General features: G+C 46.9%; 15 protein-coding genes. 9 read left to right on the top strand and 6 right to left on the bottom strand.

Annotated features, from left to right (window positions below; all coding sequences use genetic code 11):
• Positions 1-205 precede the first annotated feature (205 nt).
• Together ACOGW3_RS23975 and ACOGW3_RS23970 are read left to right on the top strand one after the other, a co-directional pair.
• Entirely contained in the window at positions 206-1,411 is a 1,206-nt protein-coding gene (locus ACOGW3_RS23975; protein WP_419905248.1) for a hypothetical protein, read from the top strand.
• A 131-nt stretch (positions 1,412-1,542) separates the two neighbouring features.
• The gene (locus ACOGW3_RS23970) at positions 1,543-1,734 is read left to right on the top strand and encodes a tautomerase family protein (RefSeq protein ID WP_419905247.1); all 192 of its coding nucleotides are present in this window, start codon (positions 1,543-1,545) and stop codon (positions 1,732-1,734) included.
• An 85-nt stretch (positions 1,735-1,819) separates the two neighbouring features.
• On the opposite strand, the gene nhaC is transcribed toward ACOGW3_RS23970, so the two are convergent.
• Entirely contained in the window at positions 1,820-3,277 is a 1,458-nt protein-coding gene (nhaC, locus tag ACOGW3_RS23965) for a Na+/H+ antiporter NhaC (protein ID WP_419905246.1), read from the bottom strand.
• Between the two features lie 464 nt (positions 3,278-3,741).
• Here nhaC and ACOGW3_RS23960 point away from each other — a divergent pair, with 464 nt between their 5' ends.
• Together ACOGW3_RS23960 and ACOGW3_RS23955 are read left to right on the top strand one after the other, a co-directional pair.
• Entirely contained in the window at positions 3,742-4,185 is a 444-nt protein-coding gene (locus ACOGW3_RS23960) for an Lrp/AsnC family transcriptional regulator (RefSeq protein WP_419905245.1), read from the top strand.
• 317 nt (positions 4,186-4,502) lie between these two features.
• Positions 4,503-5,000: a hypothetical protein gene (locus tag ACOGW3_RS23955; RefSeq protein WP_419905244.1), complete on the top strand. Its 498-nt coding sequence runs from the start codon at positions 4,503-4,505 to the stop codon at positions 4,998-5,000.
• A gap of 132 nt (positions 5,001-5,132) precedes the next feature.
• Here the strand turns inward: ACOGW3_RS23955 and ACOGW3_RS23950 are convergent, their stop codons facing one another.
• Positions 5,133-5,750, bottom strand: coding sequence for a glutathione S-transferase family protein (locus tag ACOGW3_RS23950; protein WP_419905243.1), 618 nt, complete (start codon positions 5,748-5,750; stop codon positions 5,133-5,135).
• A gap of 368 nt (positions 5,751-6,118) precedes the next feature.
• On the opposite strand from ACOGW3_RS23950, the gene ACOGW3_RS23945 reads away from it, so the two are divergent.
• Complete coding sequence (locus ACOGW3_RS23945) at positions 6,119-7,132, top strand: class II histone deacetylase (RefSeq protein ID WP_419905242.1); 1,014 nt, start codon at positions 6,119-6,121, stop codon at positions 7,130-7,132.
• Between the two features lie 105 nt (positions 7,133-7,237).
• Here the strand turns inward: ACOGW3_RS23945 and ACOGW3_RS23940 are convergent, their stop codons facing one another.
• Positions 7,238-7,969: a substrate-binding periplasmic protein gene (locus ACOGW3_RS23940; protein ID WP_419905241.1), complete on the bottom strand. Its 732-nt coding sequence runs from the start codon at positions 7,967-7,969 to the stop codon at positions 7,238-7,240.
• A 294-nt stretch (positions 7,970-8,263) separates the two neighbouring features.
• On the opposite strand from ACOGW3_RS23940, the gene ACOGW3_RS23935 reads away from it, so the two are divergent.
• Complete coding sequence (locus tag ACOGW3_RS23935; RefSeq protein ID WP_419905240.1) at positions 8,264-9,145, top strand: sulfotransferase domain-containing protein; 882 nt, start codon at positions 8,264-8,266, stop codon at positions 9,143-9,145.
• A 196-nt stretch (positions 9,146-9,341) separates the two neighbouring features.
• Here ACOGW3_RS23935 and ACOGW3_RS23930 read toward each other — a convergent pair whose 3' ends face one another.
• The 3 genes from ACOGW3_RS23930 to ACOGW3_RS23920 all read right to left on the bottom strand — a co-directional run bounded on the left by ACOGW3_RS23930 (position 9,342) and on the right by ACOGW3_RS23920 (position 11,717).
• Positions 9,342-9,848 (bottom strand): YybH family protein, encoded by a 507-nt coding sequence (locus tag ACOGW3_RS23930; protein WP_419905239.1) that lies wholly within the window; start codon positions 9,846-9,848, stop codon positions 9,342-9,344.
• 73 nt (positions 9,849-9,921) lie between these two features.
• Positions 9,922-10,590: a helix-turn-helix transcriptional regulator gene (locus ACOGW3_RS23925; protein WP_419905238.1), complete on the bottom strand. Its 669-nt coding sequence runs from the start codon at positions 10,588-10,590 to the stop codon at positions 9,922-9,924.
• Between the two features lie 143 nt (positions 10,591-10,733).
• Positions 10,734-11,717: an RCC1 domain-containing protein gene (locus tag ACOGW3_RS23920; protein ID WP_419905237.1), complete on the bottom strand. Its 984-nt coding sequence runs from the start codon at positions 11,715-11,717 to the stop codon at positions 10,734-10,736.
• Positions 11,718-12,017: 300 nt separating this feature from the next.
• Between ACOGW3_RS23920 and ACOGW3_RS23915 the strand changes: the two genes are divergently transcribed.
• The 3 genes from ACOGW3_RS23915 to ACOGW3_RS23905 all read left to right on the top strand — a co-directional run bounded on the left by ACOGW3_RS23915 (position 12,018) and on the right by ACOGW3_RS23905 (position 14,681).
• Positions 12,018-12,842 carry a substrate-binding periplasmic protein gene (locus tag ACOGW3_RS23915; protein WP_419905236.1) on the top strand — a complete coding sequence of 275 codons (825 nt, stop codon included), beginning with the start codon at positions 12,018-12,020 and terminating at the stop codon, positions 12,840-12,842.
• 107 nt (positions 12,843-12,949) lie between these two features.
• Positions 12,950-13,417, top strand: a complete 468-nt coding sequence (locus ACOGW3_RS23910) for a lipocalin-like domain-containing protein (RefSeq protein WP_419905235.1) — start codon at positions 12,950-12,952, stop codon at positions 13,415-13,417.
• 208 nt (positions 13,418-13,625) lie between these two features.
• Positions 13,626-14,681, top strand: coding sequence for an amino acid ABC transporter substrate-binding protein (locus ACOGW3_RS23905; RefSeq protein WP_419905234.1), 1,056 nt, complete (start codon positions 13,626-13,628; stop codon positions 14,679-14,681).
• Positions 14,682-14,688 lie beyond the last annotated feature (7 nt).

The raw sequence follows: 14,688 nt of genomic DNA, 5'->3' as shown, positions 1-14,688 counted from the left end.
ATACGAGATAAATTCATGAACGTGATCTGAGGATTATCAGGTAAATCCGGGGAAAAACTTCGCATCGGTAAGTAATAAAAAACACTCTAAACAGTCCAGAAAACGGCTGAAACCGGATGTGAGGCAAAAAATCGATGGTTAAAGTCGCAATCTCGTTTGCGATTTAAATCCCGATCTAACTCACGGTCATCTTGGGGAGAAGAAAATGACCTTTATTTTATCCGCGGGAATTATTCTTGCGTTTGGATTGATCCTGTTTTGCCTGATCAAATGGTGGAATGTGCAGTGTGTTGGGGTTACACCAGTTCCTGTTTTTACCTTTATTGCGATCCTCTTTACCTCTGGCCTGGATGTTGGTCTGATCATGTTTCCGCTGACCGAGTTCGCGGGTTATGCAGATGTTACGACCAGCCCTGAATATGCTTTTAGTAATCCCTTGGCGATTGAGTTTGGCTATTGGGGATTTTTAATCTGGGGGTTTTACTTCCTGACCAGCTTCTATTTCTGTGTTGTTGAACCCCGGGTAAAGTTCTTTGAAATTCCGTTTGTGAAGTTGATCAATAACATTGTTATCGTTGGTACATGTGCTTTTACCGCCTATTTATTCCTGATAAATTTGCCTTGGTACGTACCGCAAGTTGGCGACGGTGAAAGCGTGGTCTTTACCTTCTATGTCATCGTATTCTGTGTGATCCTGGCCGCAGCCTATTCAAGCACGGACATCAAATACGTCAAGATTTTAAGCCTGGCATCGACTTGGATGTTCTTAGGCCTGATTGCCTTGATGTGGGCTAATGCCTCTATCGGTTTGGGTGAGTTCGGTACCACAATTGGCATGATTGGCAACTATTTCACCAACATTCACAACTTTGTCCTGCCGCTCAATGATTACCACGAGTTTTATCTCTTCTGGTGGTTCGCGTGGAGTATTATGATCGGTCAGTTTACCTCTCGTTTTGTCGGTGGACTGCGCACCTGGCAGGTTCTTGCAGCTTTGCTGGTCTTCCCATCGATCCCGCTCGCGGTCTGGTTTGCTGTCCTTTATTATTACCATGCAAACTCTCTTGATATCAGCACTTTCTACAGCCTTGCCATGGTCTTTGTTGGTATTACCTTTGTCATCAACTCGCTTGATTCCCTGATCCGGCTCTATTCCGATAACATGTCGATCACGGTCAGCAAGTTTGGTAAATGGAAGTACATTGTCGGAAACGTCGTTGCTCTCTTTGGTCTGACGATCCTGTTTGAGCTCGACTTCCTCCAGATCCAGTGGATCGGTGCTCTGGTTATCGGCATTTACTTTGCTTGCCTGGTGTACATTGCGGTTTTCAAACGCAAAGAAGTTATGGCGATCAAGGCTTCTCCGGAAGAGTGTGCGGTTGATTTTGAAAAAATCGAAACTGTTCACTAGACCCAATACACATTGCTGTATTTACCAAGAAAAGCCCTCGATCATTCGAGGGCTTTTTTTGCGTGAAGCTTCTTAAACTGAACCTGAGGCACGTCGGGTTTAAAAATTGTATATCCCAAAAGGAAATAACCATGCCCTTTGTATCTATCGCTCTTATGGCAGGACGCCCCGAAGAACAAAAACAAGCCGTCGCCCGTCGTCTTAGTGAAATTATGAAAGAAGAGATGGGGGTAGCGCCAGAGCATCTCTGGATACGGTTTGATGATACCCAACCGCACGACTGGTTTACGGGGCCTAGCAGCGAGGCCGAAATCAGTAAATGAAAAGACTATAGCTGAAAGTAAGGATCGCCGGACCTTGGATGAGGCCCGGCGATTATTTCAGCTTACTATAAAGTGCGGAGGCTTCTTACTCAGCAGGTGTCGCGGCATCTGCCGAAGGGGCGACACTATCTTCTGTCACGGCCTGATCTTCTGGGGAGCTCCTCGTAATTGTCCATCCCATAACACCGAAAATTATGGTGACAATTGGAGATAACCAGCAGAAGAAAGCGAAGGGTAGGTAGGCAATGGTAGCGACGCCAAGGGTTGCGGCCTGATAGGCACCACCGGAATTCCATGGCACTAGATTGGCGGTGACGGTTGCGGAATCTTCCACGGCACGGGAGAGGTTTTCAGGAGCAAGGCCACGGTCGCGGTAGGCCTGAGCATAGGTACGTGCGCCCATGACGATCGCCATGTACTGATCACAGAGGATCAAGTTGGCCCCAATAGAGGTAAGCACTGTCGAGACGATCAGGGAACCATCGGTTTTGGCCATGGAGAGCACCTTGTCGGCGATTACTTTCAACTGGTTTGTCCGCTCCATCACACCGCCAAACATCATCGCAACGATGATCAGGCTGATGGTGTACATCATGGAATCAAGGCCACCGCGAGAGAGAAGCGAGTCAACGTCTTCAATCCCGGTTTCAGAGGCGTAACCCCCAAAAGAAGCATTGGCGATCGCACTGTAATCAGCACCCTGCAAACCAATGGCACAGATCACACCGGCAATCACGCCGAGGGTAATACCCGGAATGGCTGGCATCTTGCGGTAAGAAACAAACAACACCACGAGAGGCGGTAGGATCAATACAGGATTGATGACGAAGTTTTCATCCAGAACCGTCAGCATGGTATTGATGCGTTCCAGATTTCCATCACCACCGCTGTACTGCAGACCGATGACAATCTCGATGATCAAGGTCAGGCCAAAGGTCACACCGGTGGTGTAGGACATGTGCTTGATGTGGGTGAAAAGATCTGTTCCAGCCATGGCTGGTGCAAGGTTGGTGGTATCGGAAAGCGGAGACATTTTATCGCCGAAATAAGCCCCGGAGAGCACGGCACCCGCCACGAGAGGGAGAGGAAAGCCTAAGCCCGCGCCAACACCCATAAGGGCAACGCCGATGGTGCCTGTTGTACCCCAGCTTGTCCCGGTTGCAAGCGATGTCAGGGCACAAATGATAAGGGTAGCGGGTAGGAAGATTGCCGGAGAAAGCACGGTCAAACCATAGTAGATCAATGTCGGAACCACACCTGCGAGGATCCAGACTCCGATCAGAACACCAACCACAAGCAAGATGATCATGGCGGGGAGGGAGTTGGTTATGCCGCGCACCATCCCGTTTTGAACGTTTTGCCAGCTAAAGCCGCACCGGAGCGCAACAAGACTAGCCACAATCACGCCGAGCAGCATGGGGATTTGCGGGTCGAGGCCATAGAATACGATGGAGATACTGATGCCAACCACCAGTGAAAAAAGAGAGAGCATTGCTTCCCAGAAGTGAGGCCTTCGGGCGCCTTCGGGTATCGTTGTTTTCATTGTTTAAGTCCCTGTTTAGATGAATTTTTTCCATAGGGAGAGAGCTCTCCCTTTTGCTAGGTTCAAAAAGTGCAGTAGTGGTGTTTTTTATTTTTTTTTATGAGGCTGTGCCGTACGCGTGACGTGACGCGCACGAAAAACGCTGGGTCTCAGACGATTTGTTAATTTGAATTATGTTGGGGCGGTGGTTTCCTGCGGAGCGATTGCCTCGCAAGAGTTTCGTCTTTGCCAAAATTTCGTATTTGAAGGGGAGGGAAAGATGTCCAAATCCATCAAACACGCGTTGAGTTCATCAGCGGGTATAGCCAAACATTCAATGCCTAAATAGTCGTGCGTATTCATTTAACTGATACCCCCGCTGTCGATAATTTCAATTATATTATTATCAAGTTGGTATGGGTTCTAGTTGTTAAATTGATCAAAATTGTTACCATATTGTCAAAATGAAAGGAAAAATGGTCAAAATGGATAAGCATGATGTCAGCCTTGTCGCTGAACTCCGCCGAAATTCGAGAATATCTCTCTCAAATCTATCGGCTGCTCTAGGTCTGTCACGGGCGACTGTGCGCAGCCGAATGGATCGCCTGATATCCCTCGGGACGATCCTCGGTTTTACCGTGGTATTAAAAGAAGACGTCGAGCAAAGCCCGATCAGGGGATTGATGCTTATCGGTATTGAGGGCAGGGGCACAGACCGCATCGCCCATCGGTTGAACGGTATACCCGCGGTCCAGGCCATTCATTCCACCAATGGCAAGTGGGACATGATCCTTGAAATCGGAACCGAAACCCTGGCCGAGTTTGATAAAATCCTCAACGACATCCGCCGCATCGAGGGCATCATGACCAGCGAAACCAACCTCCTCCTCGCCACTCGAATGGCGACCTCCAAAAAGACGCTTCAATAATAGGGAAGACATAGAGAGGAGGCGCTCAGAGCAAATTTTTGCAGCGGAGCCTTTTCGCAACCTATAGCGATATAGAAATTTTATCCCTGTGATTTCAGTTTAACTAGGTTTTTAAAGTTTTTTGAAAATTAGCCGAATAAAACAATGATCGAAAAACTCAATAAAGTCTGATTTTATTTTTTAAGAATTATGTAATCTTAGAGTGTTAATTTAAATGTGAACAAAGGCTATAAGGTCGATAGGTACCTACATATCCTTACCGCTCCCAAAAATATATGAACAGAATGTAAATTTTCTGGTTTTCAAGAATAGAAAATATGGCTGACAGCGGAAATAACTACGTCAGAGACAATAACTTCACCAAGGTTTTACGATCTCTAGCGACAGATTGCTCGCAATTTAAAACGGAAGCTTGCAAAGAAGTTTTTGAGTGGTGGCAATCCTACCAACCAGACATGCCCCAGAAAAATCAATTCGACATCTTGGATCATATAGAAAAAGCGCCCAATATTTTTTTAATTGCGGTTTTGGGTAACGGCCAGTTTCGATATTGCCTACATGGTGAAGAGGTGGTCAGGCTCGTAGGAAAATCTCAGGCTGGCACACTTTTTTCAGTCGATAACGCAGATAATGACTTGAGTAGGTTTGCCCGTTTCCTTGAAGAGTTATGCAGTAAAAAATCTGCAATGCATAGCTATGGGACTTTAGATGCACATGGAAAATCTTATTTGAATTTTGAGTCTCTTGATTTCCCATTAGTTGATGAGCAAGGGGTTATCACCCATACAGTTGGACTAATTACCCTGGTTGATTAAGAGAACTTAAGCAGTGAAACCAACCTGCTTCTCGCGACGAGAATGGCGACTTCTCAAAAGACGTTGCAGTAATCGGGAGGGCCGCGAGAATTCTAGTGTACGTTTGGGATTAGCCCACGACCCATCTCTTAGCTAATCATGAGTATCGCCAATTAGGGATGTGGATTGCATTGATGTACGTAGAGAGAAATTATCATACCATTCAGTTAGTTTTGGATGGTTTCCTCTAAATGTAGCGAGATCGCGAAACTCCAGCCAACTTAATGAAGTTGCAAGCGCAATTTGTCCAATGCTTAACGGACCCGTTAAATCAACTTGTTCTTCTATATAAGCGTAACTTGCTGAAAGTTTGGCAAGAAGCCCATCTAATAATGGTTGATAGCGCAGTTCTTCAGGGCGACGAACGGCCTCCCATCTGGCAAGAATACCAATCTCGGACAATCCATCTGAAAGTGCCTGCAGGCGCACAGCTGTAATTTGATCGGCTTCATTTATCGGAAATAACTTAGGCCCCTGATTAAATTTATCCAAATACTTACAGATTACCCCTGAATCAAAAATTGTTTCATCAGTGCCTGTAATCAGGATAGGAACTTTGCCCAAAGGATTAAGTCGGATAACTTCCTCGTTTCGTTGCGTAGGGCTTGTTTCATGGTGAATAACCTCAATCCTATCCGCCAGGTTAGCCTCATAGGCAAAGACCAATACCTTGCGAGCGAAAGGCGAATGCGTCTGATAAAGTAATTTCATCTACTTAAATCCTATAAAATAAAAGTACCTATTTGTACCATCCTGCCAGGTATGATTACCCTCTAGTAATACTGACTATCATATTAACTACGTATCAATGACCTGATATCGTGCTGAAATTAAGAGTAAACAGCATCGAAATAATCGAAGTGCAATTCGAACACTGCTTTGGAATGGAATTAACTTCAGTAATCTTAAATCTTGGGACTAATGGCCTTGTTGCAGTAATACTGTTGGCCGCGCATCAAAATACGAATTGAGGAGAAACCATGAGCGACAAGACAGCCTTTCTTTGGGATGAAAAGTGCTTTTGGCATTTTGGCGGTAACTATGCGCTTCTCGCGCCAGTTGGCGGGTTGGTGCAGCCGATGGTTTCTGGAGGTTTACCCGAAGCCCCTGAAACAAAGCGGCGCCTCAAAAACCTTATAGATGTGACGGGACTGTCTGATGAGATGGTGATGACGGGCGCTGATCCCGCATCCGTCGAAGACTTGCTTCGCGTTCATCCAAAAACCTATCTTGATACGTTCAAAGAGATGTCTGACAGTGGTGGGGGTGAGCTTGGTTTGCGCACGCCTTTCGGGCGAGGCGCCTTTGAGATTGCGGCACTGTCTGCCGGGCTTGTGTCCAAAGCCGTCGAAATGGTGCAAACGGGGCAGGTGCGCAATGCATACGCCTTGTCGCGCCCGCCGGGACACCACTGCTTACCAGATTATCACAATGGGTTCTGTCTGCTTGCCAATATCTCAATCGCGATTGAAGTCGCACTGGCAAAGGGGCTGGGGAAAAAGTTTGCTGTTCTTGATTGGGATGTGCATCACGGCAACGGAACCGAGGCGATTTATTTTGATCGCGATGACGTTCTCACAATTTCGATCCATCAGGACCGATGCTATCCCCACGACACTGGTGCGACGGACGCCGTGGGGCAGGGGGACGGTGCGGGCTTGAATATGAACATTCCCTTGCCACCAGGTTGTGGCCACAAGGCCTATCTGGATGTCATGGAGCGTTTGGTAATCCCTAAGCTGAAACAGTTTGACGCTGACCTCGTAATCATCGCTTGCGGCTTTGACGCTTCCGGCTTTGATCCTTTAGCGCGAATGATGTGCTCACCAGAGACCTATAAACTGATGACCCGACAGGTGATGGAGATCACGAATGGCCGCATGGTTGCTGCACATGAAGGTGGCTACTCAGAGCTTTACGTACCGTTTTGTGGTCACGCGATGTTAGAGGAAATGTCAGGATCAAAAATTCGCGCCGAAGACCCGCTCCATGCCCGTATCACAGGGCAACAGCCCGATGCCTATGCGGATGCTTTTCATACGGATGTTGTGACGCGTCTACACAAAGAGCTTGTGGAGGGCGGTGTTCTTTAATGGCATTTCAAGACTGAGGGAGCATCAGCTGGCCGTCATCGCCAGGGTAAAGGATCTTATTTTTTGATAAAGGCCAACTTTCTTAGAAGAAAGTTGGCCTTTATGCTAACGCGCTACCCCAACATATTTTTCAATGATCTTTTTATCTTTTCCGGCGGTTCGAAACTTCGCAAGATATTCATTGAAGGCGTCTCTTACACTCTGATCATGAAATCCAACCGAAGCCTCTATTTTGGGAAAGACATGGTGAGCGTCAAAAACAGTTAGATCCCTGTTTTTATCTTTTTTTCTATAAAAATAATAAAATATGTTTTCATCCAGTACGACCGCTGAATATCTCTCCATCATCAACAGGTCGGGCATGGCGTCGACATTGTTGATTTCATTGTAGGATACTGCTTTATCTGTTGCGTTGGTAAATTCTGATCCAAAATAACCGGCAGCACCGATGAAGGTTACAACCTTGTGGGCAGTTAGAGAGCTTAATCCATCCAATGAATGTGAATTCTTACTGAGTGTAAAAACGGTTGGTTTGTAATCAATTATCGCATTAGATGTATAATAGCCTTCTCTGTCTTCTTCAAAAAAAGCGGGAACGGTTACATCGGCTGCACCGTGTTCTACCATGTTCATCGCGCGCCTTGTCGGAACAAATTTTACCGTTGAACTATAGCCCATTTCATGAAGCACACTGCGCAATATTTCGAGATCCATCCCGCTTTTTTGAGCTTCAATGACATGGGGTGGGTAGTCGGTAGCGACAATTCTGATTTCTTTCGCATAGGCTTTAGTCGAAAACAGAATTACGAAAATGAGTAGGCAAAAAAACTTAGACAATGCTCCTCTCCCACGATCTACATTTTACTGGCTACCTTTTTCCGGCCACCTTTTTACTCGCCCAAGTATGCCAGTATAATATCAATTATAAGTTAAGTCGGTTTGGTTGCAAAAATTTCATCCGGGTGCAAAACTCCCTTTTCAAGACGTATTTCAGCACATACTCATAACAAACAATCTATCCTAATTTTCACCGATCAGCTTACAATTTGGGTGTTACTTGTTTTGCACTTGGTTCAGGGTTCATCCCCAAAAGGTGGTGGTTTCAGTAAAATAGGTTGGGGATCGGAAAATATGACAGCATCACCTCCCATAAAGCATTACAGCGGTGTTTTCACCGATACCCATAACTGGGATAAATTCGAGCATCGCCCGGGGGATGTCTTTATTTGCGTGCCACCCAAAAGTGGTACGACCTGGATGCAGTCAATCTGTGGGTTGCTGATTTTCGGCGATCCCGAGGCTGAAATCCCCTATGCAGAGATATCGCCGTGGATTGAGTTTCGTCTTAGCTCCAAGAGCATCGAGACCCGTCTTGAACGACTTTCGGCACAGACCCACCAACGCTATATCAAGTCGCACAGTCCCCTGGATGGCGTGCCATATTTTGAAGATTGCACCTATCTAATCGGTCATCGCCATCCGCTGGATGTGCATTTCTCGATGTGGCATCACATACAGAACATGAACCTGGGCCATAATGATCACCTTTATACCGATGACACCGCCGCCAATTTCAAGGCCTTCCTCGACAATAGTATAGAGGATGAGGGGCTCGACCAGCCAAGTCTAGAGCTGATCGCCCACCACCTGAAATCCGCGCGCGCGATGGCCCATCAGCGGAATGTTCATATGTTTCACTACGAGACGATGTCTCAGGATCTGTACGGCCAGATGCAGCGCGTGGCTACAGCGATTGGCGTTTCGCATCCTCCGGAACTGTTCGAAAAATTGGTTGCCAAAGCTACTTTCAAAAGTATGAAATCAAACGCGCTTCTGACTGCTCCGGGCATTGCCGGCGGTCTCTATAAAGACCCCAGTGCCTTCTTCAATAGCGGCAAAGGGCGCAAGTGGGAGGGTAAATTGAATGAGGCACAACTCGCCGACTACCATGCAAAGCTCGCGTCGTTACTAAGCGCTGAAGAGATGCGCTACCTTGAGACAGGGTTGGGGTAGTCATTCGTACTATGGGCTCATTAGCGCCATTGGACAAATAGGCGTTTATAGGTTTTGACCCTCATATTTCTATCTTGCTCGTAAAAGATCTGATCGAGAGGAGCCATTCCCTCCATCAGATCCTTTTGCTTCACTTATCGTCTTCGAAGTTTCAATAACTTGCCCAAAACGAGGCGCTCATAACGCGGTACAGACATCATTTTTTATGCACGAGATGATCGCCGAACGGATTATCAATCACCATCAACCATTTTCCGTCGGCCTGTTTGCGGAGCACGACAACGGAAAAGCCGCTTTGCTCAATGGGGAAGCCATCTGGTGTTTTACCTGACATTGTCCAGGTGGAAGAATGAAGCGCAATATCGTCCGCCTGAATAACGTCGTGGTTGGTGACGGTTATCTTGGGATTGATTGCCATGAATTGTTTGAAAGCCTCTCGTAACGCCGGCGTTCCCTTGGCAATCATACCGGGTTGACCGACTAAGACGCCGTTAGGCTCAAAAGTAGCGAGAACACTCTCTATATCACCTGCGGCAACTGCTGAATTATTGGTATCGGTTGTTGCGTGAATTTGGTCATGTTCCATTGCTTGGTCTTCCTGATTATTTTGTGCCTGAGCGTAAATTGGCAAAGCGTAAACTTGCTGGGTGCCAAGCAGTAGTACTGCAAGGCAGATTAGTCTTTGAAATGGTTTTGATTTCATTGGTGTGCTTCTGGTCTGTTCATTTGGTTACAGACGAAGACTAATATGACCGTGTGTCAGAAAGTGGCAGTAGTCATTTTTGCGCATTTTCACAAACTTCGGCCTCTCGCCAAAGCTTAATAAGCTCGTGGCGACGACGTGGATATCGCGTTGGTAATTTCGAAAGTGCATCAATCCGATCGGTGCGAAAATGCCGGATGCCATCTCTTAACTCACACCATGCCGAAATAATGCGCCCACCACTAAAATAGATAAGAAAAAATGGCCATATCACGCGCTCAGAACTTTTTCCTTTTCCATCACGGTACTGCAGGAGCAACTTACGTTCTTGTTGAATGGCCTCTCTTACAACTGCAATGTCAATCGTCTCAGGAGCCCACTCTTCACTCTTCCCAATGACGGAATATCGTGCTTCAACGCGATCAACAAGTTCAACAGGCATAACAGCGGTCAATTTCGCCATCGCTTTTCGTGCTGCTTCCGCGAGCGGTTTGTCAGCCTTGTCTGCGACCCAGTGTGATCCCAGAACGAGTGCGTCCACTTCTTCAGTCGTAAACATGACAGGGGGTAAAAGGAAACCTGGGCGCATGACATAACCAACGCCGGCTTCTCCCTCGATACCAGCCCCAAGTGCCCGTAATGAGTCGATGTCTCGATAAAGAGTCCGAATTGAAATGCCCAATGCCTGCGCAAGATCGTTACCCGAAACCGGGCGGCGATGGCGTCTAAACTCTTCTATCAAACCCAAAAGTCGTTCGGCGCGTGAAATGTTGGCCTCCCTTAAATCTGCTCAACGAGTGGTTGGTGCAATATTTATCAAATATGGTGCTTCACGCAAAGTACAGCAAATGTATGCCACAAAAATCGGTTTTTACTGGACCCGTCTTAAGGACAAGCAAAATGCTGTTGGGGTTTTTTACCTCTGTCCCACTGCCAAAGGGTGTTGTCTTCGCGTAAGGCAATACTTCCGGATTGGTCCGCCGCCACAGCGCGGACTGAATTAAGCACTTGTTTTGGGGTTAACCCAATATCTCGGCCCCAACTCCACAAGGTGTTATCTGCGCGTATGGCCAGACTGTGGCTGGAGCCTGTGGCGATGGCTCGTGCTTTGTGGAAAATAGGGGCCCATTTGATGGCTTTATCACCAATGCCATGGCTGCCGATTGGACCGTAAATATTTCCGCCCGTTCCAAAGACATCGCCTGTCTCGGCCAGATATATTGCATGTCCAGTATGTGCTTTGACGGATCGAACATTGTCGGCGACCTGAACAAAATGATCGGTCGATTGCAATTTCCCATCCCCATATTGCCCGCGATGCGCTAGCCCTTTGGCATGAAGGCGACCAGTGTTTGTCACATAATAATTGGCGCTGTCACCAATACTGCCAGAGAGGGCATTTTCGGAGATTTTTACTGGTGGCGTTACATCTCCTTCACCAAACCAACTTTCGGGCCTGGCCAGATACCAGAGGCTATCATTCTGTCGAATGGCCAAGACGCCACTGCGCCCCGCAACAAACCGCTTTACTTGGGAGAGAATTTCCCGTTTTTCTCCCGGGTTATCTTCCCAGCTAAGGAGAGTCCCATCCTTGGTGAGGATATAACTCGCATCCCGACCGACACCAACCTGGGCGACATTTTCTGCAACGACACTGGGCTTATCATCACTTTCCCATTGGTAAGCCGTTGTCGTGCAAAGCACCATTTTTCGATCGTAATAGGCGGCTAGTTGTTCGGATGAGCTATCGGCGTTTGCAACAGATATCCAGCTGAAAAGAAATAAAACAGCCATCGTTCCGACAATCATTATTGAACGTTCGATGACTTGGAGACGACGCTGGGAAACGTGCGTATTTATTTCAGTCATAATACACACCCATGAAAAGTTCTTTTAAAATCTCGCCAGGGTGTGTTGGCTCATCGGGCGTTATCGCGCTGGTGGTTTGCTTATTACTCATCTGAATTTTCCCAACATATTCAATAGGAAGATTATTCATTAGCCATTTATTTTGCAAGCATCTGCCGGGGCCGGTAAATCAAATTCTTTTAAGGTTCAACGTTTGTTAGTCCCGAACTGCTAGCCTCCTTCTGAGAGGCTAGTCTGTCAGCATAATCGCTGCCAAAGAAATCAGGCTTGTGTTTTGATTTAGACGTAGAGAGAAGTCTGATGATAAGGATCAATCTATATACCCTGTTGTACCTTGTACTTTTAATTTCCATTTCAGAACCAAGTGTTGCCGCACAGGACGTTGTGAAAGTCTGTGGTGAAGAATATCCGCCTTACAGCTTTTCAAAAACTGATGATAAGGGGCAGCCCACGCGAGAACTCACCGGTGCGACGGTTGATTTTTTTGAAGAGGCCAGCAAGCAGAGCCATTTTGATTTTCAGATTACGCTTATGCCTTGGGCAGGGTGCGTGGCATCGGTTGCCAATTATAAGGGCGAGGGCGACTTTGAAATGTTTATTGATGCAACATCAAATTCAGAGCGTTTGGCTAAATTTTTACCGTCCGATGCAATGTATAAAACTCAAAACGGCTTGTTCTATTCGTATAATAAATTTTCAGAAAAGCTATCTGACATTTCGATAAAAACCCTTGAAGGCAAAACGTTTTGCGGGCTTCTGGGAAATAACCAGGAATGGTTGACCAAGCTTGGTATTCCCCAACATTTAATAAATTACGACTTCACTAATCTGAGTGCTTTATTCAAGCAAACTCGCGCTGGTTATTGTGACTTTGCGGCCTATTCATTTGAGATCGTAATGGGGCAGGTTTTCATAAAGAAATTGGCCCTGAGTGATGATATCAATTTTGTAGAATTCCCAAAAAACAATGGCCAGGCAAATCTGTTTTATCATTGGGTCAGTAAATCTTCGCCCAGTCGGCAACAGATTATAGAAATACTGAACAGGCAGAAAGTACAATTAGAGGGAGGGGCCTACGAAAATATTTACCGGCGGTACCTCCCAAATGGAAGTGGATTACAATAAAGAGATTCTGATGTCGTGGGGTATACGCAACAGCACTCCTGGATCAATCTAGTCGGGGGTTCCGAGAGTACTTGGAAGCAACTGTTAAGGCTTGGAGAGAGGCTAAAATGGGTACGATAAATTCCCAAAATTCAGATGTCGGACTAGCAGAGGAATTAATTGGCGTCTGGTGGCTTTTAACCCGCGAAGACGTCACAGCCGATGGAAGCCAGCGTGTTGATCCCACTCTTGGGCCAAATCCCCAGGGCATTTTAACCTACACATCAAATCGTTTTGCTGCTCAATTCATGAAACGGGATCGATCTGAAAAAATGGCACCGGAACCTTCGACACGGGGTGTAAACAACACCGGAGCAATTGATGGGTATGACGCCTATTTTGGTACTTACGAGGTAAAGCCTTCAACCGGAGAAGTCATGCATAAATTAGAAGGTGCGTTGGACGCCAGCAATGTGGGCATTGAAGTCTCCCGCCAAATGAATGTCGAAGGAGATCGCCTTGTCATTCGGCTCGATACCACAACACCTGCTGGCGAGCCGATTACTCGAACCCTGACTTGGCGCCGCATTGGTTAGTTCTAAACCCAACGGATCAGAAACCTGCCTTTGTTGCTGGTATTTTCGACTGGCACACGGGAGTACATGACTTCTATCGTTATATTTCTTATGTTTTGATGCTAGATGACGCTATTAAGGGTAAAGTTAGCGCCACGTAGGTGCCTTGTTACAAGTAGCAACATAACTTCCGAGCTTTCATGCTGAAGAAAGTCACAAGGATCATGATTTGTCGATCGATCCATGCAAAGGAAGGCTACAGCAAATGAAATCAATTTTAGCAATGAGCGTCGGACTGACAGCACTGGTCGCGTCCGTTACAACGGCACAAGCATCTATACTGGATGATGTGAAGGCCCGCGGAGAAATGGTTTGCGGTGTTCACTTCGGATTAGCAGGCTTCGCTGCTCCTGATGATGACGGTAATTTTAAGGGTTTGGATGTTGATATCTGCAGAGGGGTCTCTGCAGCGGTTTTTGGAGACGCATCAAAGCTTAGTTATACCTCCGTAACAGCGAAAACTCGCTTTACCGCTCTTCAGGCTGGCGAAATTGATATGCTTTCGCGCAATACAACCTGGACATATATGCGCGATACATCCCTTGGTCTCGATTTCACTGGCGTCACTTATTATGATGGCCAGGGTTTCATGGTGCGTAAGGATTTGGGCGTAAACAGTGCTTTAGAACTTGATGGGGCATCTGTTTGTACATCGACCGGCACTACCACAGAGCTTAATCTCAAAGATTATTTTGATGCCAACGGCCTGAAATACAACGTTGTTGCCTATGAGAAAGAAGCTGAAGTCGTCGCTGCTTATCAGGCTGGTCGTTGCGACGTCTACACGACCGATGCTTCCGCTCTTGCTGCTGCACGTGTTCAGCTCACAAATGCGGATGACCACGTGATCTTGCCAGAGATTATTTCCAAAGAACCGCTCGGCCCGGTCGTGCGCCAGGGTGATGATCAGTGGGGTGATATCGTTCGCTGGACGCTCTGGATCATGGACACTGCTGAAGAACTCGAGATTTCATCACAAAACGTCGATGACATAAAAGCATCAACGAATGACCCCCAAATCAAACGTGTGCTGGGCCTCGAAGGTAACATCGGAGAGCCCCTCGGCCTCAGCGCTGATTTTGGCTATCAGGTTATTAAACAAGTTGGAAATTATGGCGAAGTTTTTGACCGTAATGTTGGCCCGAACACCCCACTTGGGCTGGAACGTGGCTTGAATGCAAGCTGGACCAAAGGCGGTCTGCGTTATGCGGCACCGGTGCGCTAACACTTAC

The organism is Kiloniella sp., from assembly GCF_965205715.1.
In the GTDB taxonomy this organism is placed as follows: domain Bacteria; phylum Pseudomonadota; class Alphaproteobacteria; order Kiloniellales; family Kiloniellaceae; genus Kiloniella.
The sequence above is the reverse complement of the archived record's forward strand: the minus strand, read 5'-3'. Positions and strand labels throughout refer to the sequence as shown.

What these genes read in the sequence shown, in the direction of transcription:
- ACOGW3_RS23970 (WP_419905247.1), top strand. Translation starts at nt 1,543, where the DNA reads ATGCCCTTTGTATCTATCGCTCTTATGGCAGGACGCCCCGAAGAACAA.
- ACOGW3_RS23960 (WP_419905245.1), top strand. Translation starts at nt 3,742, where the DNA reads ATGGATAAGCATGATGTCAGCCTTGTCGCTGAACTCCGCCGAAATTCG.
- ACOGW3_RS23920 (WP_419905237.1), bottom strand. Translation starts at nt 11,717, where the DNA reads ATGACTGAAATAAATACGCACGTTTCCCAGCGTCGTCTCCAAGTCATC.
- ACOGW3_RS23910 (WP_419905235.1), top strand. Translation starts at nt 12,950, where the DNA reads ATGGGTACGATAAATTCCCAAAATTCAGATGTCGGACTAGCAGAGGAA.
- ACOGW3_RS23935 (WP_419905240.1), top strand. Translation starts at nt 8,264, where the DNA reads ATGACAGCATCACCTCCCATAAAGCATTACAGCGGTGTTTTCACCGAT.
- ACOGW3_RS23930 (WP_419905239.1), bottom strand. Translation starts at nt 9,848, where the DNA reads ATGAAATCAAAACCATTTCAAAGACTAATCTGCCTTGCAGTACTACTG.
- ACOGW3_RS23945 (WP_419905242.1), top strand. Translation starts at nt 6,119, where the DNA reads ATGGTTTCTGGAGGTTTACCCGAAGCCCCTGAAACAAAGCGGCGCCTC.
- nhaC (WP_419905246.1), bottom strand. Translation starts at nt 3,277, where the DNA reads ATGAAAACAACGATACCCGAAGGCGCCCGAAGGCCTCACTTCTGGGAA.
- ACOGW3_RS23975 (WP_419905248.1), top strand. Translation starts at nt 206, where the DNA reads ATGACCTTTATTTTATCCGCGGGAATTATTCTTGCGTTTGGATTGATC.
- ACOGW3_RS23950 (WP_419905243.1), bottom strand. Translation starts at nt 5,750, where the DNA reads ATGAAATTACTTTATCAGACGCATTCGCCTTTCGCTCGCAAGGTATTG.
- ACOGW3_RS23955 (WP_419905244.1), top strand. Translation starts at nt 4,503, where the DNA reads ATGGCTGACAGCGGAAATAACTACGTCAGAGACAATAACTTCACCAAG.
- ACOGW3_RS23915 (WP_419905236.1), top strand. Translation starts at nt 12,018, where the DNA reads ATGATAAGGATCAATCTATATACCCTGTTGTACCTTGTACTTTTAATT.